Origin of the sequence: Variovorax sp. V35, assembly GCF_041154465.1 — a bacterium.
Lineage (GTDB): Bacteria > Pseudomonadota > Gammaproteobacteria > Burkholderiales > Burkholderiaceae_C > Variovorax > Variovorax boronicumulans.
Map to the genome: position 1 here is coordinate 4811284 of NZ_AP028666.1, position 21327 is coordinate 4832610.

The following is a 21327-nucleotide window of genomic DNA, read 5'->3' on the forward strand; positions in this document are numbered from 1 at the left end:
TTCATCCTCTCAAGCGGCCGCCCAGGGTGGCGCCCAGTTGTTCGACGATTGCACGGACAGCGGGTTCGACCTGCTCGTCCGTCAGCGTGGCGGCATCGCTCTGGAAGGTCAGGCGCACGGCCATGCTCTTCTCGCCCGGTGCCAGCGCACCCGGCGCCGCCACGGCGCCTTCGCGCAACGGCTGCGGACGGTAGATGTCGAACAGCGTCGCATCGCGCAGCAGGCCCGAGGCGGACGCGCCCGCGCGGATGGCCTGCATCAGCGCGTCATGCGACACCGCTTCGGCCACGACCACCGCGATGTCACGTTCGACGGCCTGGTGCTTGGGCACCGGCTGCACCACGGGCACGGGCCGCGCCGTGACGGCGTCGAGGTCGAGTTCGAACAGCACGGGCGCCTGGGTGAAGTCCCACTTCTGGCGCCAGCGCGGATGCAGTTCGCCGATGACGCCGATGGCCTGGCCGTCGAGCAGCACGCGGGCCGAACGGCCGGGGTGCAGCGCGGGGTGCTCGGCCGCTTCGAAGGTCGGCACGCGCGGTGCGAGCAGCGCTTCGACATCGCCCTTGACGTCGTAGAAATCGACACGTTGCGGCTTGCCGTCCCAGCGCGACGCCTCGGCATCGCCCCAGGCCAGTCCGGCCACGCGCATGGGCTGGTTCACGCCGCGCACGGTGCTGTCGGTGGTGACGACGCTGTCGTCGCGCAGGAACACGCGGCCCAGCTCGAACACGCGCACGCGCGGTGCCTTGCGGTCGAGGTTGAACTTGAGCACCTGCAGCAGCGAGCCGAGCAGCGACGAGCGCATCACGCTCATCTGGCTGGCGATGGGGTTCAGCAGCTTGACCGGGTTGGCGTTGCCCGCCAGGTCCTGCTCCCAGTGCGCTTCGACAAAGCTGAAGTTGATGGTTTCCTGGTAACCCAGCGCTGCAACGCTGCGGCGCACCGCGAAGCGGCTGCGCTGCGCCTCGGGGCGCACGCGGGCCGTGATGGGCGCGAGCGGCGCGGTGGTCGGCAGGTTGTTGAAGCCGATCAGGCGCGCCACCTCTTCGATGAGGTCTTCCTCGATCAGCAGGTCGAAGCGGTGCGGCGGCGGCGTGACGGTCAGCGTGCCTTCGCCCTCGGTGATTTCGAAACCGAGGCGGTGGAGCGCGTCGGTGCATTGCGCCTGCGTCAGCGGCATGCCGATGACGCGCGCGGCACGGGCCACGCGCAGCGTGACGGGTGCGGCCTCGGGCAGGCGCAGCGTCTGGTCGTCCATCTTGCCGGCTTCGCCGCCGCAGATCTCGACAACCAGTTGCGTGATGCGCTCGATGATCTGCACCGTGCGGCTCGGGTCGACGCCGCGCTCGTAGCGGTGGCCGGCGTCGGTCGAGAAGTTGAAGCGACGCGAGCGGCCCTGCACGGCCTCGGGCCACCAGAACGCGGCCTCGACGTAGATGTTGCGCGTGTCGTCGGTCACCGAGGTGGCGTCGCCGCCCATGATGCCGGCGAGCGATTCGACTTCGCGGTCGTCGGCGATCACGCCGACCTTTTCGTCGACGGTGATCGTCATGCCGTTGAGCAGCTTGAGCTGTTCGCCCGCCTTGCCCCAACGCACCGTGAGGCCGCCGTGGATCTTGTCGAGGTCGAAGATGTGGCTGGGCTGGCCGTACTCGAACATCACGTAGTTCGAGATGTCGACCAGCGGCGTCACGCTGCGCTGACCGCAGCGCGCGAGGCGCTCGACCATCCACGCGGGCGTGGCGACCTTGGTGTTCACGCCGCGCACGATGCGGCCCGAGAAGCGGCCGCACAGGTCGGGCGCCTCGACCTTGACGGGCAGCACATCGGAGAACGACGCGGCCACGGCCGCGATGGCCGGCGTCTTCAGCGGTGCGCCAGCGAGTGCGGCGAGTTCGCGCGCCACGCCGTACACGCTCAGGCCGTGCGCCAGGTTCGGCGTGAGCTTGAGCGTGAGTAGCGCGTCGTCGAGCTTGAGCACGTCGCGCACATCGGCGCCGAGGGGCGCATCGGCGTCGAGTTCGAGCAGGCCGCCGTGGTCTTCGCTCAGCTTCAGCTCGCGCGCCGAGCACAGCATGCCCTGGCTCTCGACGCCGCGCAGCTTGCCCAGCTTGATGAGGAAGGGCTTGCCGTCTTCACCCGGCGGCAGTTCGGCGCCGACAAGGGCGCACGGCACCTTGATGCCGACGCGCGCATTGGGCGCGCCGCACACGATGTTCAGCAAGGCGCCCTGCCCCACGTCGACCTGGCACACGCGCAGGCGATCGGCATTCGGGTGCTGCTCGGCTTCCTTGATTTCGCCGACCACGATGCGCGTGAAAGGCGGCGCCACCGGACGACGCTCTTCGACTTCGAAGCCGCCCATGGTGAGCGTTTCGGCCAGTGCGGCGCTGTCGAGGGGCGGGTTGCAGAACTCGCGCAGCCAGGATTCCGGGAATTGCATCTCTTCGATCTCGATCTGGTTTTTCTATCTGTGGAAAGGACGTGCTTACTGGAACTGCGAGAGAAAACGCAGGTCGCCGTCGAAGAACAGGCGCAGGTCGTTCACGCCGTAGCGCAGCATCGTGAGCCGGTCGGGGCCCATGCCGAAGGCAAAGCCGATGTAGCGCTCGGGGTCCAGGCCCATGTTGCGCACCACGTTCGGGTGCACCTGGCCCGAGCCGGCGACTTCGAGCCAGCGGCCGGCCAGCGGGCCGCTCGCGAACTGGATGTCGATCTCGGCGCTCGGCTCGGTGAACGGAAAGAAGCTCGGGCGGAAGCGCAGCACGAGGTCGTCGCGCTCGAAGAAGGTGCGGCAGAAGTCGGTGAAGACGACCTTCAGGTCCTTGAAGCTGACGTTCTCGCCAAGCCACAGGCCTTCGCACTGGTGGAACATGGGCGAGTGGGTGGCGTCGCTGTCGACACGGTAGGTGCGGCCGGGCGCGATCACGCGAATCTCGGGCGCCTTCACGGTGCCGGTGGTGTCGGCGGCAGCAGCGGCGAACTCGGCCGCGTACTTCTTGGTGTGCTGGTGGGCGTAGCGCACCTGCATCGGGCTGGTGTGCGGGCGCAGGTTGTAGGCAATGCCGTCGTCGCCCTTGAGGTCGACGTAGAAGGTGTCCTGCATCGAACGCGCCGGGTGGTTCGGCGGGTTGTTGAGCGAGGTGAAGCTGTGCCAGTCGCTCTCGATCTCGGGGCCGTCGGCCACGTCGAAGCCCATGCTCGAGAAGATCTCCTCGATGCGCTCCAGCGTGCGGCTCACGGGGTGCAGTCCGCCGCCGGCGCGGTGGCGGCCGGGCAGGCTCACGTCGAGCGCTTCGGCGCGCAGCTGCAGTGAAAGTTCTTCGTCGGCGAGTTGCTGGCGGCGATCGGTCAATGCAGCCTCGATGGCCTGCTTGCCGACGTTGATCGCAGCGCCGCGGGACTTCTTCTCTTCGACACTCAGCGCAGCCATGCCCTTCATCAGCTCGGTGATGCGGCCCGACTTGCCAAGGAACTGGGCCTTGGCGTTTTCGAGCTCTGCGGGCGTTTTCGCTTCGGCGAAGGCGGCGCGTGCGGTGTCGACCAGGGAGTCCAACTCGTTCATAGCAACAAAAATCTTCGAGGGGAAATAAAAAAGAGCTGGAGCCTTTTCAAGCGCCAGCCCTTGAGCCGTGGGCGCAAGAAGCCGTCCGGAGACGGCAACCTGCTGTGCAAAATCAAGCAGCCAGCTTGGCCTTGACCTGCTCCACGATGCCGGCAAAAGCGGCCTTGTCGTGCACGGCGATGTCCGCAAGCATCTTGCGGTCGATCTCGATACCGGCCTTGCGGATGCCGTTGGCGAACTGGCTGTAGGTCAGGCCCAGTTCACGCGAGGCGGCGTTGATACGCGCGATCCACAGCTGACGGAACACGCGCTTCTTGGTACGGCGGTCACGGTAGGCATATTGCCCAGCCTTCATCACCGCCTGTTTGGCGACGCGGAAGACATTACCGCGGCGACCGCGAAAACCCTTGGCGAGTGCGAGAACTTTTTTGTGGCGGGCGCGAGCCGTTACACCACGTTTGACGCGAGGCATGTGTGTACTCCTTGTTCGTCTGAGTTAAATGCCACGACCGGGCAGCATGGCGGCGACAGAAACCATGTTGGTCTCATGCACTGCGACTGCACCACGCAGGTGACGCTTGTTCTTGGTGGTCTTCTTCGTCAAGATGTGACGCTTGAAGGCTTGACCGCGCTTGACGGTGCCACCGGGACGAACGCGGAAACGTTTTTTCGCGCTGCTCTTGGTCTTCATTTTGGGCATGTAAATGCTCCTTTAGTTTGTGCTCGTGAGGCGCCGCGGATACTCCACGGACTTGTTGGCCCCGAGACACTTCTTTATCTCGCCCCCGCCTGCACTTCTTTCGAAATGCGGGCCAGGGCGAAATCCCTTCAAAACCCGTCTACTGCAAATGCCTCAGGCGGTTGCCGTGGGCGCTGCTGCCGGCGCAGCATCTGCTGCCGGCTTCGGCGCCGCGCCGCCAACCTTCTTGCGACCCGGAGCGATCATCATGATCATCTGACGGCCTTCCAGCTTCGGGAACTGCTCGACCATGATCGTGTCGCCCAGCTCGTCGCGAATGCGCTGCAAGAGTGCCAGACCGAGCTCCTGGTGCGTGATCTCGCGGCCGCGGAAGCGCAGCGTGATCTTGCATTTGTCGCCCTCTTCAAGAAAGCGCCTGATGTTGCGCATCTTGATGTTGTAGTCGCCATCGTCGGTACCGGGCCGGAACTTGATTTCCTTGACCTCGATGACCTTCTGCTTCGACTTCGCCTCGGCTGCCTTCTTCTGCTCGTGGTACTTGAACTTTCCGTACTCGATCAGGCGGCACACGGGCGGATTGGCCGCAGCAACGACCTCCACCAGATCCACGTCAGCCTCACCCGCAAGGCGCAAGGCTTCGGAAAGGCTCATGACACCCAATGGCTCGTTTTCCGGGCCGACCAGGCGGACTTCCGGGGCCATGATTTCCCGGTTCAGGCGGTGTTGGCGTTCCTCGCGGTGGCGGCGGTCGCGAAATGCAGTAGCGATGGTCAGAATCCTTCAAAGTTTGCTACAAAATCTGTAGCGATCGCCGCTCAGTCTTCGCGGACAGGCGGCACGATATGGCAGAGAAACATATGGGGTGTTTCAGAGACAAATCAACGCTTGTCAGCAACGTCCTGGACGAGCCGTTGCGTGAACGATTCGAGGGACATTGCACCGAGGTCTTGATTGCCCCGGGCGCGCACTGCGACGGCACCTGCTTCCTTTTCCTTGTCACCCACGACGAGGATGTAAGGGAGCTTTTGCAACGAATGCTTCCGTATTTTATACGTAATCTTTTCGTTGTGCAGATCCAGCTGAACTCTAAGCCCTTGATTTTGCAGCGTTTTCGCAACTTGCGCCGCGTAGTCGGCCTGTCCTTCGCTGATATTGAGCACCGCCACCTGCACCGGAGCGAGCCATGCGGGCATGGCGCCGGAGTGGTGTTCGATGAGCATGCCGATGAAGCGCTCGAGGCTGCCGACGATGGCGCGGTGCAGCATCACCGGGTGGGCGCGGCCGCTCGATTCCGTGACGTACTCCCCACCCAGGCGCTCGGCCGTGTTGAAGTCGACCTGCATCGTGCCGCACTGCCAGTGACGGCCAATGGCGTCGCGCAGCGTGTACTCGATCTTCGGGCCGTAGAAGGCACCGTCGCCGGGCGAGATGACGAAGTCCACGCCCGAACGGCGCAGCGATTCCATCACCGCGTGCTCGGCCTTGTCCCACAGTTCGTCGGAACCGACGCGATTCTCGGGCCGCGTCGCGACCTTGTAGAGGATGTCCGTGAAACCGAAGTCGGCATAGACCTTCTGCAGCTGCGCCGTGTAGGCGATGCATTCGTCGAGGATCTGGTCTTCCGTGCAGAAGATGTGGCCATCGTCCTGCGTGAAGCCGCGCACGCGCATGATGCCGTGCAGCGCACCGCTGGGTTCGTTGCGGTGGCACTGGCCGAACTCGCCATAGCGCAGCGGCAGGTCGCGGTAGCTGCGCAGGTCGCTCTTGAAGATCAGCACGTGGCCCGGGCAGTTCATCGGCTTGAGCGCGTACTCGCGCTTCTCCGACTCCGTCGTGAACATGTTGTCACGGTAGTTCTGCCAGTGGCCCGTCTTCTCCCACAGGCTCTTGTCCAGGATCTGCGGGCCCTTCACTTCCCAGTAGCCCGTGTCGCGGTAGATGCCGCGCATGTACTGCTCGACCTGCTGCCAGACCGCCCAGCCCTTGGGGTGCCAGAACACCACGCCCGGCGCCACTTCGTCGATGTGGAACAGGTCGAGTTCCTTGCCCAGCTTGCGGTGGTCGCGCTTCTCGGCTTCCTCGATGCGCTGGATGTACTGGTCGAGCTGCTTCTTGTCGGCCCAGGCCGTGCCGTAGATGCGCTGCAGCTGCTCGTTCTTGGCATCGCCGCGCCAGTAGGCGCCGGCCAGCTTCGTGAGCTTGAAGACCTTCAGGAAACGCGTGTTCGGCACGTGCGGGCCGCGGCACATGTCAACGTATTCCTGGTGGTAGTACAGGCCCATGGCCTGCTCGTCGGGCATGTCTTCGACCAGGCGCAGCTTGTAGTCCTCGCCGCGCGACTTGAAGACCTCGATGACTTCCGCGCGCGGCGTCATCTTCTTGATCACGTCGTAGTCCTGCGCGATCAGCTCGCGCATGCGCGCCTCGATGGCGGCCATGTCCTCGGGCGTGAACGGGCGCTCGAACGAGATGTCGTAGTAGAAGCCTTCGTCGATCACCGGCCCGATGACCATCTTGGCCGTCGGATACAGCTGCTTCACCGCGTGGCCGACCAAGTGGGCCGTCGAGTGGCGGATGATCTCCAGGCCCTCGTCGTCCTTGGGCGTGATGATCTGCAGCCTGGCATCGCGGTCGATGATGTCGCTGGCATCGACGAGCTTGCCGTCGATCTTGCCGGCCACCGTCATCTTGGCGAGGCCAGGGCCGATGGACTGGGCCACTTCGGCCACCGAAACCGGGCCGGGGAACTCGCGGCGCGAGTTGTCGGGGAGCGTGATCTGGATCATTTGAAAACCTCGGGGAGAAAAACAAAAAAGCGCGGTGGATGCCGCGCTTTGCTTGGTTGGTGCGCTGGAAAAACCAGCGAGCGCGGGGCTACCGGCCCTTTCCTTCGAAGAAGAAAAAGCCGCTGAATCCTTGCGGGGTAGTTCGCGGTGTCATAACCAAGGTGCCTTTCTCGCTCTTGTTGAGTGCAGAGTGGGCGATTCTAGCCGCTGCCCGCTTCAGCCGCGTGCCTCGAACAGGAGGCTGGAAACGCACTGCCCGACCGGCCCGTCGCGGTCGTGCAGCTGCCCGACGGCATAGCCCGTACCCATCGGGCCCGCAAGCGTGAGGGCATCGACCAGCACCCAGTCGCCGCGCGGCGCCCGCCGCAGGTTGATCGTCAGGTCGGCATTGACGAAACCCAGCCGCGCCGGATGCGCCCATTGCGAGATGCCTGCCACGAGATCGGCCGCCGAGGCCACCTGGGCCAGCGGCGAAGCGGCCTCGGCGTCGACCAGCGGCCGGCCCAGGCGCAACCATGCGGCAGCCGGGCCGGGCTCGAGGATCTGCCCGCGTGCCATGCGCACGTCCACGCCGGCAAAGAACGGGCTCATGCGGGACGCCACCGCGGGAATGGGCGCACCCTCTTCCGGCGGCGCGAACGTCGCGGCGGCGAAGGCGTCGGCGGCCGGCAGTGCGGGCGTCTGCCCGCTGCGCAGCAGCAAGGCAGTGCAACGCAGCACGGACTTGCCATCCTGGACCATGTCGAACGCCACCGTGCGCGCCTTGGCGCCGTCTCGCAGCAGGGTGAATTCGAGCGTGATCGGCGCCCGGCTCGCCGGGCGCCAGAAATCGAAGCTCAACCGCGCCACCTCGCGGCCGCGGCTCGCCTCATGCGCCTGGAGCGCGCGCACGAGCAGCGCGGCGGTCGCGCTGCCCTGCAGGGCATCGGCGGACCACGGGCCGATGGCCGCCTCGGTGGGCACGAAGCGTTCGCCATCGCTGACGAACACCGGGTCGCCGATAGGTGTCGTCATGGGCTGCACCTGCACGCTCACGACGCCGCGGCCGCCACGTTCTTGAAGCCCAGCACCTCGATCGGCTCGATCGAGGGCGGCCCGGCGAACAGCTCGGGCGCCTGCGCTATCAGGGCCTGGGCGATCGGGCCGCTCAGGTGCGCCTGGCGGCCGGCTTCGTCCTCGAACGCGTCGAACACGCCGAAGGTGCTGGGCGACAGCCGCAGCGCAAACCAGATCGGCGTGGTCTTTTCCTCGCGCGCCATGGCCAGGCCGGCCTCGAGGAATTGCTGGACGGCGGCTTCCTTGCCGGGCTTGGCTTCGAGGCGGGCAAACAGTGCGAACTTGATCATGGGACATCTCCTGGGTGGACAACAACGGCGCACGGGATTGCGCAGCGCTGGCATGGACTCTAGGCAAGCCCCGCCCTCTGGGCCATTGGCTTTTTTGACATCTTTGGTATCGTTATTGCCATGAAACTCGATGTCCTCGCCCTCGACGGCGTGTTCGACTCCGGCCTGGCCACGGTGCTCGACGTCTTCACCACCGCGAACGAACTCGCCGCCATGCTGCAGCTCGACGTGGCGCCTTTCGACGTCACCATCGTGGGCACCCGCAAGCGCGTGCGCACCGCCCAGGGTTTCACCGTGCCGGTGACGCACACGCTGGCCGGCACCGGCGCCGCCACCGACTGGCTCGTCGTCCCTGCGCTCGGCTGCAAGATGCCCGAGACGCTGGAGCCCGCCTTGCAACGCGCCGATGTCCGCGATGCCTGCGCGGCGCTGCGCGCGCGCGCCGAAGACGGCGGCTGCATCGCCGCCGCGTGCATCGGCACCTTCGTGCTGGCGGAAGCCGGCGTGCTCGCGGGCCACAAGGCGACCACCACCTGGTGGCTGGCCACCCTCTTCCGGCAGCGCTACCCGGCGGTGCTGCTCGACGATTCGCGCATGCTGGTCAGCTCGGGGCCGCTCGTCACGGCGGGCGCGGCGCTGAGCCACGTCGACATGGCGCTGTGGCTGGTGCGCCAGGCCAGCCCCGAACTCGCGGCGCTGGTCGCGCGCTATCTGATCGTGGACTCGCGCCCCTCGCAGTCGGCCTACGTGATCTCCGACCACCTCTCGCACGCCGACCCGCTGGTGGAGCGCTTCGAACGCTGGGCGCGCGGCCGGCTGGCCGAGGGTTTCTCGCTCGACGAAGCGGCGCAAGCCGCGGGCACCAGCAAGCGCACGCTGGCCCGGCGCATGCAGCAGGTGCTGGGCAAGAGCCCGCTGTCGTACGTGCAGGACCTGCGCGTCGAACGCGCCGTGCACCTGCTCAAGACCAGCAACAAGAGCCTCGAGCAGATCGCGGGCATGGTCGGCTACGCAGACGGCGTCACCTTGCGCACGCTGCTGCGCCAGCGGCTGGGGCGCGGCGTGCGCGAGGTGCGGCTCGAAGCCTGAGCCCCCCGCCCATCGAGCGCCCACGAAAAAGCCCGGCACGGGGCCGGGCTTTGGGGGCGACAGCGCAACGCGCCGTCACTCAGCGATCAGCGAAGGCAGCTCAGTGGAACTGCTCTTCTTCGGTCGAACCGGTCAGCGCCTTCACGCTGGACGAGCCGCCCTGGATCACGGTGGTCACGTCGTCGAAGTAGCCGGCGCCGACTTCCTGCTGGTGCGACACGAAGGTGTAGCCCTTGTCGCGTGCGGCGAACTCGGGTTCCTGCACCATGTTCACGTAGTGCTTCATGCCTTCGCCGTTGGCATACGCGTGGGCGAACTGGAAGGTGTTGAACCAGTTGATGTGGATGCCGGCCAGCGTGATGAACTGGTACTTGTAGCCCAGCGCCGACAGGTCTTCCTGGAACGAGGCGATCTGCTTGTCGTCCAGGTTCTTCTTCCAGTTGAACGACGGCGAGCAGTTGTACGACAGCAGCTTGCCGGGGCAGGCGGCGTGCACGGCTTGCGCGAATTCACGGGCGAAGCCGATGTCCGGCACGCCGGTTTCACACCACACCAGGTCGGCGTACGGTGCGTAGGCGACGCCGCGGCTGATGGCTTGCTCCAGGCCGTTCTTGACGCGGTAGAAGCCTTCTTGCGTGCGCTCGCCGGTCAGGAAAGGCTTGTCGTTGGCGTCGTGGTCGGACGTGATCAGGTTCGCGGCTTCCGCATCGGTGCGGGCCAGAACGATGGTCGACACGCCCATGACGTCGGCGGCGAAACGCGCCGAGATCAGCTTCTCGCAGGCTTCCTGCGTCGGCACGAGCACCTTGCCGCCCATGTGGCCGCACTTCTTGACGGCGGCCAACTGGTCTTCGAAGTGCACGCCGGCAGCGCCCGACGCGATCATGTTCTTCATCAGTTCGAAGGCGTTCAGCACGCCGCCGAAGCCGGCTTCAGCGTCCGCGACGATCGGCAGGAAGTAGTCGATGAATTCCTTGTCGCCCGGGTTGATGCCACGGCCCCACTGGATTTCGTCGGCGCGCTTGAAGGTGTTGTTGATGCGACGGACCATCGTCGGCACCGAGTCGTAGGCGTACAGCGACTGGTCGGGGTACATCGTTTCCGAGGTGTTGCCGTCGGCGGCGACTTGCCAGCCCGACAGGTACACGGCTTCGAGGCCAGCCTTGGCTTGCTGCATGGCTTGGCCAGCAGAGATCGCGCCGAAGGCGTTCACGTAGCCCTTCTTGGCACCGCCGTTGATCTTGGCCCAGAGCTTTTCAGCGCCGCGCTTGGCCAGCGTGTGCTCGATGGGGAGCGAACCGCGCAGGCGAACCACGTCGGCCGCGCTGTAGCCGCGCTTCACGCCCTTCCAGCGCGGGTTGGTGGCCCAGTCCTTTTCGAGGGCGGCAATTTGCTGTTCGCGGCTCAGTTGTTCGTTCAGGGTCTGGGGCATGGTCACTCCGTGAGGTTGATTGAAGGTTGGCGTTGCGGCCGTGAGGTTACTGTAATCCGATTGCGGACTCTTATGTCTTATAGAAGACATATTTTTGAACCAACAAAATCAACAACTTACGGAGATATTTCTCAATGAGAAATTATTTTTCTCATATCGAGAAAAAATATTGCGGCGCAGCAGTTTGAATTTTCGCGATGCGAAACCGTTCTTTCGGTTGTGAAAACCTGCGCCTATCCCGCGACGCCCGCCGCATGCGCGATCCAGTCGCCGCTGTCGATCACATGGCGGCCCGCGATGCGCGTCGGATGGATCTCGTAGACCAGGCAGTCGATCGATTGCGTTCCCACCGCCACGCGCACGCGGCGCCGGATGTACTCGCCCGAATCGTCGTCGGCCACTTCCTCGAGCCGGTCGAGTTCGCGCTCGACCTCCGGCGTGATGCGGTAGACCTCGCCCTTCACGCGCCCTGCCCCGCCGAGCACCACGCCCGGGTACGCACCCAGGTCGTACAGCGTGCCCGCGATGACGGCCTCGCCGACGAACACCGGCGCCGGCCGGTAGCGCGCGATGTCGTTGCGCCCGCCGCGCCGCAGCGTGCCGTAGACAAGAACGTGGGGCATCATCGAATCCATCCGATCAACAACCAGCGCCCAGTCTATTGAACCCCGCCGCATCCACCTCCGGCCGCCTCGTGGCCTACGGCTGCCTGGCCTTGAGCATGTCGCTCGTCGGCATCTACGTCGCCCTCTCCAAGCCGCTGGTGGCAGCCTTCCCGGTGCTGCTGCTGGCCTGGCTGCGCTTCGGCATCGCGGCGCTCGCCATGCCGCATTGGCTCCAGCCCACGCCGGACGAACCGCCCATGAGCGCACGCACGCGCGGGCTCGTCTTCCTGGAGTCCTTCCTCGGCAACTTCCTGTTCTCGATCTGCATGCTGTTCGGCGTGAGCCTCACGAGCGCCGTGTCGGCGGGCGTGATCATGGCGTCGATCCCCGCCGTGGTCGCGGTGGCGAGCTGGCTCTTCCTGCGCGAGCGCATCACGGCGCGCATCGGGCTGGCCATCGGCTGCGCCGCGCTCGGCATCGGCCTGCTCGCTTTCACGCCGACGCATGCACCGGCCACCACCGGCAGTGGGGTCGGCGCGCCGTCGATGCCCTGGCTGGGCAACCTGCTCGTGTTCTGCGCGGTGCTCTGCGAGGCCGCCTACGCGGTGATCGGCAAGTCGCTCACCGGCAAGCTGGGGCCCAAGCGCATCGCCTCGCTCATCAACCTGTGGGGCTTCGTGCTGTCGATGCCCTTCGGCATCTGGTTCGCGCTGCAGTTCGACTTCACCGCCGTGCGCTTCGGCACCTGGGCGCTGCTCGTGGCCTACGCGCTGGCCGCCAGCATCTGGACCGTGTGGCTGTGGATGACCGGACTTCGCCACGTACCAGCGGCACAAGCGGGTGTCTTCACTGTCTTGCTGCCCGTCAGCGCGGCGCTCGTGGGCGTGCTCGTGCTCGGGGAAAACCTCACTTCGCCGCAGCTGCTTGCGTTCGCGATCGCCCTCGTGGGCGTGGTGCTGGCGACGTGGCCGGGGCGACGAACGTGAACAACGTCCCTTCTCCCCTCTGAAAAAACAACAGCTCCCAATGAAAAAAGCGCTTTTTCCCTTGGAAACGCGTTTTTTCTCATTTAGCATCCGCATTGCCACTGGAGACGCAAGTTTTTCATTGGTGAACGTTCAACCAAAAAAGGAAATCAACCATGGCAACTGCAAAGAAGGCTCCGGCCAAGAAAGCTCCGGCAAAGAAGGCCGCTCCCGCAAAGAAGGCTGCGGCTCCTGCAAAGAAGGCCGCTCCGGCCAAGAAGGCAGCGGCGCCCGCCAAGAAGGCTGCGGCTCCTGCAAAGAAGGCTGCACCGGCGAAGAAGGCTGCTCCTGCAAAGAAGGCTGCTCCCGCCAAGAAGCGCACCCCCAACGCTGCGTTCATGAAGGCCCTGACCCCCAGCCCGGCACTGGCCGCTGTGGTCGGTTCGACGCCTCTGCCGCGCACCGCTGTGGTGAGCAAGCTGTGGGACTACATCAAGAAGAACAACCTGCAAGACAAGGCCAACAAGCGCAACATCAACGCCGACGCCAAGCTGAAGGAAATCTTCGGCAAGGCCCAGGTTTCGATGTTTGAACTGGCTGCGCTGATTGGCAAGCACGTCAAGTAAGCGTTCGGGGGCCTCGTGCTCCTGAGTCAAAAAGCCCGCGTCATGCGGGCTTTTTTTTCGCCTGCAGCAAGCCCTCGCCCGCCTCGAAGAAGCGCGCGGGCGTGCAGCCGAAGTGCTTGCGGAAGGCCTCGATGAAGGCACTCACCGAGCTGTAGCCCACCGTCAGCGCCACCGCCGTCACCGGCTCATGCAGGCTCAGCAGCTCGACGCCCTTGAGCAGGCGCGCCTGCTGGCGCCATTGCGTGAAGCTCAGTCCGGTCTCTGCGGCGAAGCGGCGCGTGAGCGTGCGACGGGCCATGCCGATGCGATCGGCCCAGTCGTCGATGCCGTCGGCCAGTGACGGATCGTCTGCCAGCGCACGCGCCATCGCCACCAGCCGCGGGTCCTGCGGCATGGGCAGGTGCAGCGACTCGCGCCCGCCGGCCGCCAACTCGTCGACCAGCACACCCACCAATCGCGCGCGGCGGGGCTCCAGCAGTGCGTCGGATGGCGCCAGCGACATCAGCCGCGTCACCAGCTCCCGCACCAGCGGCGTGGCGGCAAAGACATGCAGCCCCTCCGGCAAGGCCTGCGCCACCGACGCATCGATGTGCAGGTGCCATCCCGCCGTGGCCCCGAAGCTCTGCGCGGCATGCGCACAGCGCGGCGCGATCCAGCCAATCCATCCCGGCGGCTGCACCCAGCGCCCTGCGGGCGTCTCGATGACCTGCAGGCCCTCACGCAGCGCGAACAGCTGACCAGTCTCGTGCGCGTGATAGCCCGTGACGCGCGGTGCTTCGTGCGCGTAGCGCCAGAGCGTCGCGGGCGACTCAACCGCCATGGCTGGCCCGCGGGCGGTATCGATTGGCCCCGCGCCGCAAGCCGGGCACCGCCCTGCTGCCTAGCATTGGACGCATCTCCACCAAGGAACCGCCATGAAAGCGCAAGACATCATTCCCGACGGACAGGACTTCACCGTCATCGACGGCCACACCGTGCGCAAGGGCTCGGTCGGCGCCTTCCTCGCCAATGCGCGCGTGCTCGAGGACCCGAACGCCACGGCCGACGAACGCCGCGTCGCCCGCGACGACCTCGCGGCGCTGATTCCCACGCTCGACGCGCTCGGCCTGTTCGACGTCTTCGAACTGCGCTCGCCCGCGCTGCGCGACGAGGTGGCCCGCCATCGCGTGACGCTCAGCCCTGCGCCTGCTGCTTCGCCGCGCGCGTGATCGACGCCAGCGTGCCGCGCGTGGTGATCACCTCGGGGTCGAGCGGGATCTCGATCAGCGTGCCCGTGTCGGCCGCCAGCGCGCGCAGCAGCGCGGCCTCGAACTGCGCCGTCTCGGTGACGCGCTCGGCCGCGTAGCCATAGGCGCGTGCCAGCCCGCAGAAGTCCGGGTTGCGCAGCGCGGTGCCGCTGGTGCGCTCGGGGTACTCGCGCTCCTGGTGCATGCGGATCGTGCCGAACATGCCGTTGTTGAGCAGCACGACGATGCTCTTGCCGCCGTGCTGCGAGGCCGTGGCCAGCTCCTGCCCGTTCATCAGGAAGTCGCCGTCGCCCGCGATGGTGAAGGCCACGCGCCCGGTGGCGATGCTCGCGGCAATGCCCGCCGGCACGCCGTAGCCCATCGCCCCGCTGGTGGGTGCCAGCTGCGTCTTGGCGCCCTTGGCCAGGCCGTGGTAGCGGAAGTAGCGATGCACCCAGCTCGCGAAGTTGCCAGCGCCGTTGGTGATGGCCGCATCGGCCGGCAGGTGCTTCTGCAGCAGTGCCACCACGGCGGCCATGTCGACCGAACCACGCGGCGTCTCGGCCGGCATGCCGGCGAGCGCCTGCGGCTGCAGCCAGGCTTCGTAGTCGGCGTGCAGCTGCTGCGTCCAGGCTTCCCACGGCAGCGAGGGCGGCGCGCTCAGCACCTCGAGGCTGCGCGCCGCGGCGCTCATGCCGGCGTTGATCGCCAGGTCGGCCTGGTAGACGCGGTTCAGTTCCTCGGCGCTCGCATGGATGTGCACCAGCGTCTGCTTGGCCTTCGGCGCTTCGAGCAGCGTGTAGCCGCCGGTCGTCATCTCGCCCAGGCGCGGGCCGATGGCCAGGACCAGGTCGGCGTCCTTCACGTGCTGCGCGAGCTTCGGGTTGATGGCGATGCCGACGTCGCCCGCGTACTGCGGGTGGTGGTTGTCGAAGGTGTCCTGGAAGCGGAAGGCGTTTGCCACCGGCAGGCGCCAGTTCTCGGCGAAGCGCTGCAGCGCCTGCGCGGCCTGCGGCGTCCAGCCGCCGCCGCCGGCGATCAGCAGCGGGCGCTGCGACTTCAGCAGCAACTCGCGCAACGTGCGCAGCGCGCCCGGGTCGCTCCACGGCTGGACCGCCTCCACGCGCGCCAGCGGCCGCGCCGCCGTCTCGGTGCGCAGCATGTCCTCGGGCAGCACCAGCACGACCGGGCCCGGCCGGCCGTTCATCGCGGTGGCGAAGGCGCGCGCGATGTACTCGGGAATGCGGTCGGCGTCATCGATGCGCTCCACGCGCTTGGCGAAACCCTTGGTGCTCGGCCCGAAGAAGCTGGCGTAGTCCACTTCCTGGAAGGCCTCGCGGTCGCGGAAGTCGCTGCCGACGTCGCCCACGAACAGCACCATCGGCGTCGAATCCTGGAACGCGTTGTGCACGCCGATCGAGGCATTGGTCGCGCCCGGCCCACGCGTCACGAAGCACACGCCCGGGCGCCCCGTGAGCTTGCCGTGCGCCTCGGCCATGAAGGCCGCGCCGCCCTCCTGCCGGTTCACCACGAAGCGTGCGCGATCGCGGTAGGCATGGAAGCCGTCGAGCACCGCCAGGAAGCTCTCGCCCGGCACGCCGAAGGCGAGTTGCATGCCTTGTTCGACCAGGCACTCGACGATCAGGTGGCCCGCGGGTTGTGATGTACTCATGGAAAGTTCGAACCTCAGTTGCAAATGTCTCCGGCGATTATGTGTGCCTGCCTTCCACGCCTTGTCTTAATTCACCAATTGGTTAAATTCGCGTCATGAAGGCCCCCAAGGACTCTTTGCCCGAAACGCTCGAGCCGCGCTCGCGCGACGCCGACCGCTCGCAACTGGCCATCCTCGCCTCGGCGCGCGACGAGTTCGCCGCACGCGGACTGGCCGGTGCGCGCATGGACAGCATCGCCGAGCGCGCGGGCCTGAACAAGCGCCTCATCTACTACTACTTCGGCAGCAAGGACGACCTGTTCCTGGCCGTGCTGGAGCGCGTGTACGCCGACATCCGCGCCGCCGAGCAGCGCCTGCACCTGGACGAGATCGAGCCCGTCGAGGCGATCCGCCAGCTGGTGTCCTTCACCTGGCACTACTACCTGGAGCATCCCGAGTTCATCACGCTGCTCAACAGCGAGAACCTGCACGGCGCGGCGCACCTGAAGCGCTCCGAGCGCATCCAGGAGATGAACTCGCCGCTGGTGCAGCTGCTCGACACCGTGCTGGAGCGCGGCAAGAAAGACAACCTCTTTCGCGCCGGCGTCGACCCCGTGCAGCTGTACATCTCGATCGCCTCGCTGTGCTACTTCTACCTCTCGAACAACCACACGCTGTCGGCCATCTTCGGGCGTGACCTGCGTGCCCCCAAGGCGATGGCGCAACGCCTCTCGCACATGACCGACCTCGTGCTGGGCTACGTCCTGCACTGAGCCTTCGGGCGCTGCAGGCGCCCTTTTCCACGCCTCCGGGTTTCCACCAAGCAGCGTCGGTTGACGCTGCGGCGCAGCCGTTCCTACAATTCACTAATTCACTCAATGGTGAATTGATGACTCAAGAACTGCGGCCCGACCGCGCGGAGACAACCTTGAAGCAACTTGCACGCACCACCCTCCTGGCCTCGCTGACCTGCCTGGCCGCCCTGCTGCCAGGCCTGGCGACCGCGCAGAACGGCTACCCCACCAAGCCGATCCGCGTGATCGTTCCGTTCGCCGCCGGCAGCACGACGGACATCATTGCCCGCGCCATCGCCGACAAGATGGGCACCAGCATGGGCCAGGCACTGATCATCGAGAACCGCGGCGGCGCCAGCGGCACCATCGGCCAGCAGGCGGTGGCCACGGCCGCGCCCGACGGGTACACGGTGATGATCCATTCGTCGTCGCACACGGTGAGCCCGTCGACCTTCGCCAAGCTGCCCTTCGACACGGTGCACGACTTCGCGGGCGTCACGCCGATCTCGTCGCTGCCCAACGCGCTGGTCATCTCGCCCAGCAAGAACATCAAGACCCTGCCGCAGCTGCTGGCCGCCGCGCGCGCCAAGCCCGGCAGCATGAACTTCGCCTCGGCCGGCCAGGGCAGCGCCACGCACCTGAACGCCGAAAAATTCAAGATGGCAGCGAAGATCGACGCCACCAACATCCCGTTCAAGGGATCGGGCGAGGCCGTCACCGAAGTGCTGTCGGGCCGCGTCGACTACTACTTCTCGCCCATCGCGCCCGTCATCGGCCAGATCAAGGAAGGCCAGCTGCTCGCGCTGGCCGTGGGCTCGCCCAAGCGCGCCGCCGCCCTGCCCGACGTGCCCACCACCACCGAGGCCGGCGTGCCCGGCTCCGAGTTCAACTTCTGGATCGGCATGATGGCGCCCGCCAAGACGCCGCGCGACGTCGTCAACCGCCTGCACGACGAAGTGGTCAAGGCCCTGGCCACGCCCGAGGTGAAGGAGCGTTTTCTCAAGCTGGGCGCCGACGCCTGGACGCTCAAGCCCGAGCAGTTCGACGCCTACATCAAGGACGAGATCACCAGCAACGCGCAGCTCGTGAAGGCCGCCGGCCTCGCGGTCCAGCAGTAACAGCAGACACACCGAGGTCTCGCGCCGCGTCGTGCACGCGGGGCAGCCCGGCCTGCCCCGGCGTTGCCACGCGCCACGCCGATCGAAGACCCTTTCTTTTTTCCCCTGCATCTCCCCAAGGAACCCACGATGGCCACCCAACGTCTCGGAATCATCATGCACGGCGTCACCGGACGCATGGGCATGAACCAGCACCTGATCCGCTCCATCTGCGCCATCCGCGCCCAGGGCGGCGTGACGCTGTCCAACGGCGACAAGGTCATGCCCGACCCGATTCTCATCGGCCGCAACGCCGAGAAAATGGAAGCGCTCGCCAAGGCCCACAACATCCCGCGCTGGGGCACCGACCTCGACCAGGCGCTCGCGAACAAGGACGACACCGTCTTCTTCGACGCCGGCACCACGCAGATGCGCCCCACGCTGCTGGCCAAGGCCATCCGCGCCGGCAAGCACGTGTACTGCGAGAAGCCGATCGCCACCAACCTCAACGAAGCCGTCGAGATCGCCCGCCTGGCCGACGAAGCCGGCAAGGCCACGGGCCTGAAGCACGGCGCGGTGCAGGACAAGCTCTTCCTGCCCGGCCTGCGCAAGCTCGACATGCTGCGCCGCGCGGGCTTTTTCGGCCGCATGCTCAGCGTGCGCCTGGAGTTCGGCTACTGGGTGTTCGAGGGCGACCTGCAGCCCATCCAGCGCCCGAGCTGGAACTACCGCAAGGAAGACGGCGGCGGCATGATCCTGGACATGATGTGCCACTGGCGCTACGTGCTGGACAACCTGTTCGGCGAGGTGAAGTCGGTGTCGTGCATCGGCGCCACGCACATCCCCACGCGCTGGGACGAAGCCGGCAAGCCCTACGAGGCCACCGCCGATGACGCGGCCTACGCCACCTGCGAACTCACGGGCCACAACGGCGAGCCGGTGATCGCGCAGCTCAACATGAGCTGGGCCACGCGCGTGCGCCGCGACGACCTCGTGACCTTCCACGTCGACGGCACCGACGGCTCGGCCGTGGCCGGCCTGTCGAGCTGCCGCGCCCAGTCGCGCGTGGCCACGCCGCGCCCGGTGTGGAACCCCGACGAGAAGCAGACGATGAACTTCTTCGACCAGTGGCAGGAAATTCCGGACTCGCAGGTCTACGACAACGGCTTCAAGATCCAGTGGGAACACTTCATTCGCCACGTGGTGGAAGACGCGCCCTACAAGTGGACGCTGCCCGAAGGCGCCAAGGGCGTGCAGCTGGTCGAGGCCGCGCTCGCGTCCTGGCAGGAGCGTCGCTGGATCGACGTGCCCACGCTGAAGGTCTGAAAAAAGCCATGGAACTGTCGCTGACCCTCCCCACCGCGAGCGGCGCGCTCGCGCCCTACGCCCTGCGCGGCACCGCGCCGGTGAAGCCCGACGCGGGCGTGAAGTTCAACCGCATCGCCTACTCGGCCGCGCACGTCGTGGCCGACCCGCTCGCCGCCATCGACCCGTGGCTGCAATGCGCGGTCGACTGGGACACCACCATCGCCTACCGCCGCCACCTGTTCTCGCTGGGCCTGGGCGTGGCCGAGGCGATGGACACCGCGCAGCGGGGCATGGGCCTCGACTGGCCCACGTCGCTCGAACTGATCCGCCGCTCGCTCGACGCCGCGAAGGACGTGCCCGGCGCGCTCGTCGCCTCGGGCTGCGGCACCGACCACCTGAACATCGACGACGTGAAGAGCGTCGACGACGTGATCCGCGGCTACGAGGAGCAGATGGCCGCCATCGAGGCGCTCGGCGGCAAGCTGATCGTGATGGCAAGCCGCGCACTGGCCCGCGTGGCCAAGAGCCCCGCCGACTACGAGCGCGTGTACGACCGCATCCTGAGCCAGGCCAAGCAACCCGTGGTGCTGCACTGGCTGGGCGACATGTTCGACCCGGCGCTCGCGGGCTACTGGGGCACCAAGGATGTCGATGCGGCGATGGACACCGCCGTGGGCATCATCGCGGCGCATCCAGACAAGGTCGATGGCATCAAGATTTCGCTGCTCGACAAGGACAAGGAAATCGCGATGCGCCGCCGCCTGCCCAAGGGCGTGCGCATGTACACAGGCGACGACTTCAACTACGCCGAACTGATCGCCGGCGACGGCTTCGGCAGCGAGCCGACGCACGGCAAGAGCGATGCCCTGCTGGGCATCTTCGACGCCATCGCGCCCGCCGCGAGTGCCGCGCTGGGCGCACTGGCCCAGGGCAACAGCGAGAAGTTCCACGCGATCCTCGGCCCCACGGTGCCGCTGTCGCGCCACATCTTCGCGGCGCCCACGCGCTTCTACAAGACGGGCGTGGTGTTCATGGCCTGGCTCAACGGCCACCAGAAGCACTTCACGATGGTGGGCGGGCAGCAGAGCACGCGTTCGCTGCAGCACTTCGCTGAACTCTTCCGTCTCGCGGATGCGGCCAACCTGCTGGAGCAACCGGAGCTCGCGGTGCGGCGCATGAAGACGCTGCTGGCGCTGCACGGCGTGGAAGGTTGATGGCGACCATGCGCGACTTTTCGCAGAACCACGACTGGCTGTCGATCAACACGGCGACCATCCGCAAGCAGTCGGGCGCCGAGGTGCCGCTGGACCGCCTCATCGACCAGTGCGCCGAACGCGGCATCCGCGCCATCAGCCCATGGCGCGACCAGGTCGCGGCCGTCGGGCTCAACAAGGTGGCCAAGCAGTTGAAGGCGCACGGCATCGGCCTCTCGGGCTACTGCCGGGGCGGCTTCTTTCCCGCGCCCGACGCGGCCGGCCTGAAGGCCGCGCTCGACGACAACCGCCGCGCCATCGACGAGGCCAAGACGCTCGATGCGCCCTGCCTCGTGCTGGTCGTCGGCGCCCTGCCTGGCGCGCTCGACGGCAAGGCCGCATACAAGGACATCGCCCGCGCGCGCAGCGAAGTGCGCGACGGCATCGCCGCCTCGCTCGACTACGCGCGCGAGGTCGGCATGCCGCTGGCCATCGAGCCCCTGCACCCGATGCAGGCGGCCGACCGCGCCTGCATCAACACGCTCGAGCACGCGCTCGACCTGTGCGACGAACTCGATGCGGGCAAGACCGGCATGCTCGGCGTTGCGCTCGACATCTACCACGTGTGGTGGGACCCGAAGCTGCAACAGCAGATCGCCCGCGCCGGCCGCGAACGGCTGCTGGCGTACCACGTCTGCGACTGGCTCACGCCGACGCGCGACCTGCTCTCCGATCGCGGGATGATGGGCGACGGCGTGGTCGAGCTGAAGAAGATTCGCGGCTGGGTCGAGGATGCTGGCTTCGCGGGTTTCAGCGAGGTCGAGATCTTCTCGAACCTCGACTGGTGGCAGCGCCCCGGCGCCGAGACGCTCGACGTCTGCATCGAACGACACCGCAGCGCGGTCTGATCGATCCGGCCGAAGCGAAAGGCAGCCGCTTGTGCT

Annotated in this window: 21 protein-coding genes; 9 read left to right on the plus strand and 12 right to left on the minus strand. The window is 66.6% G+C overall.

Annotated elements, in window-relative coordinates:
• Position 1: 1 nt before the first annotated feature.
• The 8 genes from pheT to ACAM42_RS22175 all read right to left on the minus strand — a co-directional run bounded on the left by pheT (position 2) and on the right by ACAM42_RS22175 (position 8397).
• Complete coding sequence (gene pheT, locus ACAM42_RS22140; RefSeq protein ID WP_369629427.1) at positions 2 to 2443, minus strand: phenylalanine--tRNA ligase subunit beta; 2442 nt, start codon at positions 2441 to 2443, stop codon at positions 2 to 4.
• A 45-nt stretch (positions 2444 to 2488) separates the two neighbouring features.
• Positions 2489 to 3565, minus strand: a complete 1077-nt coding sequence (gene pheS / locus ACAM42_RS22145) for a phenylalanine--tRNA ligase subunit alpha (RefSeq protein WP_369629428.1) — start codon at positions 3563 to 3565, stop codon at positions 2489 to 2491.
• 112 nt (positions 3566 to 3677) lie between these two features.
• A complete protein-coding gene (rplT, locus tag ACAM42_RS22150) occupies positions 3678 to 4037 on the minus strand; it encodes a 50S ribosomal protein L20 (protein ID WP_007832499.1) in 360 nt (119 codons plus the stop codon).
• A gap of 24 nt (positions 4038 to 4061) precedes the next feature.
• Positions 4062 to 4265, minus strand: a complete 204-nt coding sequence (rpmI, locus tag ACAM42_RS22155; protein ID WP_007832497.1) for a 50S ribosomal protein L35 — start codon at positions 4263 to 4265, stop codon at positions 4062 to 4064.
• A 153-nt stretch (positions 4266 to 4418) separates the two neighbouring features.
• Positions 4419 to 5042, minus strand: coding sequence for a translation initiation factor IF-3 (gene infC / locus ACAM42_RS22160; RefSeq protein WP_082818065.1), 624 nt, complete (start codon positions 5040 to 5042; stop codon positions 4419 to 4421).
• 101 nt (positions 5043 to 5143) lie between these two features.
• Positions 5144 to 7051, minus strand: coding sequence for a threonine--tRNA ligase (thrS, locus tag ACAM42_RS22165; RefSeq protein WP_139702243.1), 1908 nt, complete (start codon positions 7049 to 7051; stop codon positions 5144 to 5146).
• Between the two features lie 216 nt (positions 7052 to 7267).
• Complete coding sequence (locus tag ACAM42_RS22170) at positions 7268 to 8065, minus strand: thioesterase family protein (RefSeq protein WP_369629429.1); 798 nt, start codon at positions 8063 to 8065, stop codon at positions 7268 to 7270.
• Positions 8066 to 8082: 17 nt separating this feature from the next.
• Positions 8083 to 8397 carry a putative quinol monooxygenase gene (locus ACAM42_RS22175; RefSeq protein ID WP_369629430.1) on the minus strand — a complete coding sequence of 105 codons (315 nt, stop codon included), beginning with the start codon at positions 8395 to 8397 and terminating at the stop codon, positions 8083 to 8085.
• Positions 8398 to 8517: 120 nt separating this feature from the next.
• Between ACAM42_RS22175 and ACAM42_RS22180 the strand changes: the two genes are divergently transcribed.
• A complete protein-coding gene (locus ACAM42_RS22180; protein WP_369629431.1) occupies positions 8518 to 9486 on the plus strand; it encodes a GlxA family transcriptional regulator in 969 nt (322 codons plus the stop codon).
• A 100-nt stretch (positions 9487 to 9586) separates the two neighbouring features.
• Here the strand turns inward: ACAM42_RS22180 and aceA are convergent, their stop codons facing one another.
• Together aceA and ACAM42_RS22190 are read right to left on the minus strand one after the other, a co-directional pair.
• The gene (gene aceA, locus ACAM42_RS22185) at positions 9587 to 10918 is read right to left on the minus strand and encodes an isocitrate lyase (protein WP_056579731.1); all 1332 of its coding nucleotides are present in this window, start codon (positions 10916 to 10918) and stop codon (positions 9587 to 9589) included.
• Positions 10919 to 11151: 233 nt separating this feature from the next.
• The gene (locus ACAM42_RS22190; protein ID WP_369629432.1) at positions 11152 to 11541 is read right to left on the minus strand and encodes a gamma-glutamylcyclotransferase; all 390 of its coding nucleotides are present in this window, start codon (positions 11539 to 11541) and stop codon (positions 11152 to 11154) included.
• 38 nt (positions 11542 to 11579) lie between these two features.
• On the opposite strand from ACAM42_RS22190, the gene ACAM42_RS22195 reads away from it, so the two are divergent.
• Together ACAM42_RS22195 and ACAM42_RS22200 are read left to right on the plus strand one after the other, a co-directional pair.
• Positions 11580 to 12509: a DMT family transporter gene (locus ACAM42_RS22195; protein ID WP_307693380.1), complete on the plus strand. Its 930-nt coding sequence runs from the start codon at positions 11580 to 11582 to the stop codon at positions 12507 to 12509.
• A 155-nt stretch (positions 12510 to 12664) separates the two neighbouring features.
• Positions 12665 to 13114, plus strand: coding sequence for an SWIB/MDM2 domain-containing protein (locus tag ACAM42_RS22200; protein WP_153283126.1), 450 nt, complete (start codon positions 12665 to 12667; stop codon positions 13112 to 13114).
• Between the two features lie 40 nt (positions 13115 to 13154).
• Here ACAM42_RS22200 and ACAM42_RS22205 read toward each other — a convergent pair whose 3' ends face one another.
• Positions 13155 to 13934, minus strand: a complete 780-nt coding sequence (locus ACAM42_RS22205; RefSeq protein ID WP_369629433.1) for a helix-turn-helix transcriptional regulator — start codon at positions 13932 to 13934, stop codon at positions 13155 to 13157.
• A 94-nt stretch (positions 13935 to 14028) separates the two neighbouring features.
• Here ACAM42_RS22205 and ACAM42_RS22210 point away from each other — a divergent pair, with 94 nt between their 5' ends.
• Positions 14029 to 14322: a hypothetical protein gene (locus ACAM42_RS22210; RefSeq protein ID WP_062473468.1), complete on the plus strand. Its 294-nt coding sequence runs from the start codon at positions 14029 to 14031 to the stop codon at positions 14320 to 14322.
• Here the strand turns inward: ACAM42_RS22210 and ACAM42_RS22215 are convergent.
• Positions 14288 to 16012: a thiamine pyrophosphate-binding protein gene (locus tag ACAM42_RS22215; protein WP_369629434.1), complete on the minus strand. Its 1725-nt coding sequence runs from the start codon at positions 16010 to 16012 to the stop codon at positions 14288 to 14290. The two genes, ACAM42_RS22210 and ACAM42_RS22215, sit on opposite strands and share 35 nt — an antisense overlap.
• Before the next feature lie 95 nt (positions 16013 to 16107).
• Here ACAM42_RS22215 and ACAM42_RS22220 point away from each other — a divergent pair, with 95 nt between their 5' ends.
• The 5 genes from ACAM42_RS22220 to ACAM42_RS22240 all read left to right on the plus strand — a co-directional run bounded on the left by ACAM42_RS22220 (position 16108) and on the right by ACAM42_RS22240 (position 21291).
• A complete protein-coding gene (locus tag ACAM42_RS22220) occupies positions 16108 to 16764 on the plus strand; it encodes a TetR/AcrR family transcriptional regulator (RefSeq protein ID WP_070061270.1) in 657 nt (218 codons plus the stop codon).
• Between the two features lie 155 nt (positions 16765 to 16919).
• A complete protein-coding gene (locus ACAM42_RS22225; protein ID WP_070061271.1) occupies positions 16920 to 17903 on the plus strand; it encodes a tripartite tricarboxylate transporter substrate binding protein in 984 nt (327 codons plus the stop codon).
• A gap of 129 nt (positions 17904 to 18032) precedes the next feature.
• Complete coding sequence (locus tag ACAM42_RS22230) at positions 18033 to 19208, plus strand: Gfo/Idh/MocA family protein (RefSeq protein ID WP_369629435.1); 1176 nt, start codon at positions 18033 to 18035, stop codon at positions 19206 to 19208.
• Between the two features lie 8 nt (positions 19209 to 19216).
• Positions 19217 to 20404 carry a dihydrodipicolinate synthase family protein gene (locus tag ACAM42_RS22235; protein ID WP_369629436.1) on the plus strand — a complete coding sequence of 396 codons (1188 nt, stop codon included), beginning with the start codon at positions 19217 to 19219 and terminating at the stop codon, positions 20402 to 20404.
• A gap of 8 nt (positions 20405 to 20412) precedes the next feature.
• The gene (locus tag ACAM42_RS22240) at positions 20413 to 21291 is read left to right on the plus strand and encodes a sugar phosphate isomerase/epimerase family protein (RefSeq protein WP_369629437.1); all 879 of its coding nucleotides are present in this window, start codon (positions 20413 to 20415) and stop codon (positions 21289 to 21291) included.
• Positions 21292 to 21327 lie beyond the last annotated feature (36 nt).

What these genes read in the sequence shown, in the direction of transcription:
- pheT (WP_369629427.1), bottom strand. Translation starts at nt 2,443, where the DNA reads ATGCAATTCCCGGAATCCTGGCTGCGCGAGTTCTGCAACCCGCCCCTC.
- pheS (WP_369629428.1), bottom strand. Translation starts at nt 3,565, where the DNA reads ATGAACGAGTTGGACTCCCTGGTCGACACCGCACGCGCCGCCTTCGCC.
- rplT (WP_007832499.1), bottom strand. Translation starts at nt 4,037, where the DNA reads ATGCCTCGCGTCAAACGTGGTGTAACGGCTCGCGCCCGCCACAAAAAA.
- rpmI (WP_007832497.1), bottom strand. Translation starts at nt 4,265, where the DNA reads ATGCCCAAAATGAAGACCAAGAGCAGCGCGAAAAAACGTTTCCGCGTT.
- thrS (WP_139702243.1), bottom strand. Translation starts at nt 7,051, where the DNA reads ATGATCCAGATCACGCTCCCCGACAACTCGCGCCGCGAGTTCCCCGGC.
- ACAM42_RS22170 (WP_369629429.1), bottom strand. Translation starts at nt 8,065, where the DNA reads ATGACGACACCTATCGGCGACCCGGTGTTCGTCAGCGATGGCGAACGC.
- ACAM42_RS22175 (WP_369629430.1), bottom strand. Translation starts at nt 8,397, where the DNA reads ATGATCAAGTTCGCACTGTTTGCCCGCCTCGAAGCCAAGCCCGGCAAG.
- ACAM42_RS22180 (WP_369629431.1), top strand. Translation starts at nt 8,518, where the DNA reads ATGAAACTCGATGTCCTCGCCCTCGACGGCGTGTTCGACTCCGGCCTG.
- aceA (WP_056579731.1), bottom strand. Translation starts at nt 10,918, where the DNA reads ATGCCCCAGACCCTGAACGAACAACTGAGCCGCGAACAGCAAATTGCC.
- ACAM42_RS22190 (WP_369629432.1), bottom strand. Translation starts at nt 11,541, where the DNA reads ATGCCCCACGTTCTTGTCTACGGCACGCTGCGGCGCGGCGGGCGCAAC.
- ACAM42_RS22200 (WP_153283126.1), top strand. Translation starts at nt 12,665, where the DNA reads ATGGCAACTGCAAAGAAGGCTCCGGCCAAGAAAGCTCCGGCAAAGAAG.
- ACAM42_RS22205 (WP_369629433.1), bottom strand. Translation starts at nt 13,934, where the DNA reads ATGGCGGTTGAGTCGCCCGCGACGCTCTGGCGCTACGCGCACGAAGCA.
- ACAM42_RS22210 (WP_062473468.1), top strand. Translation starts at nt 14,029, where the DNA reads ATGAAAGCGCAAGACATCATTCCCGACGGACAGGACTTCACCGTCATC.
- ACAM42_RS22215 (WP_369629434.1), bottom strand. Translation starts at nt 16,012, where the DNA reads ATGAGTACATCACAACCCGCGGGCCACCTGATCGTCGAGTGCCTGGTC.
- ACAM42_RS22220 (WP_070061270.1), top strand. Translation starts at nt 16,108, where the DNA reads ATGAAGGCCCCCAAGGACTCTTTGCCCGAAACGCTCGAGCCGCGCTCG.
- ACAM42_RS22230 (WP_369629435.1), top strand. Translation starts at nt 18,033, where the DNA reads ATGGCCACCCAACGTCTCGGAATCATCATGCACGGCGTCACCGGACGC.
- ACAM42_RS22235 (WP_369629436.1), top strand. Translation starts at nt 19,217, where the DNA reads ATGGAACTGTCGCTGACCCTCCCCACCGCGAGCGGCGCGCTCGCGCCC.
- ACAM42_RS22240 (WP_369629437.1), top strand. Translation starts at nt 20,413, where the DNA reads ATGCGCGACTTTTCGCAGAACCACGACTGGCTGTCGATCAACACGGCG.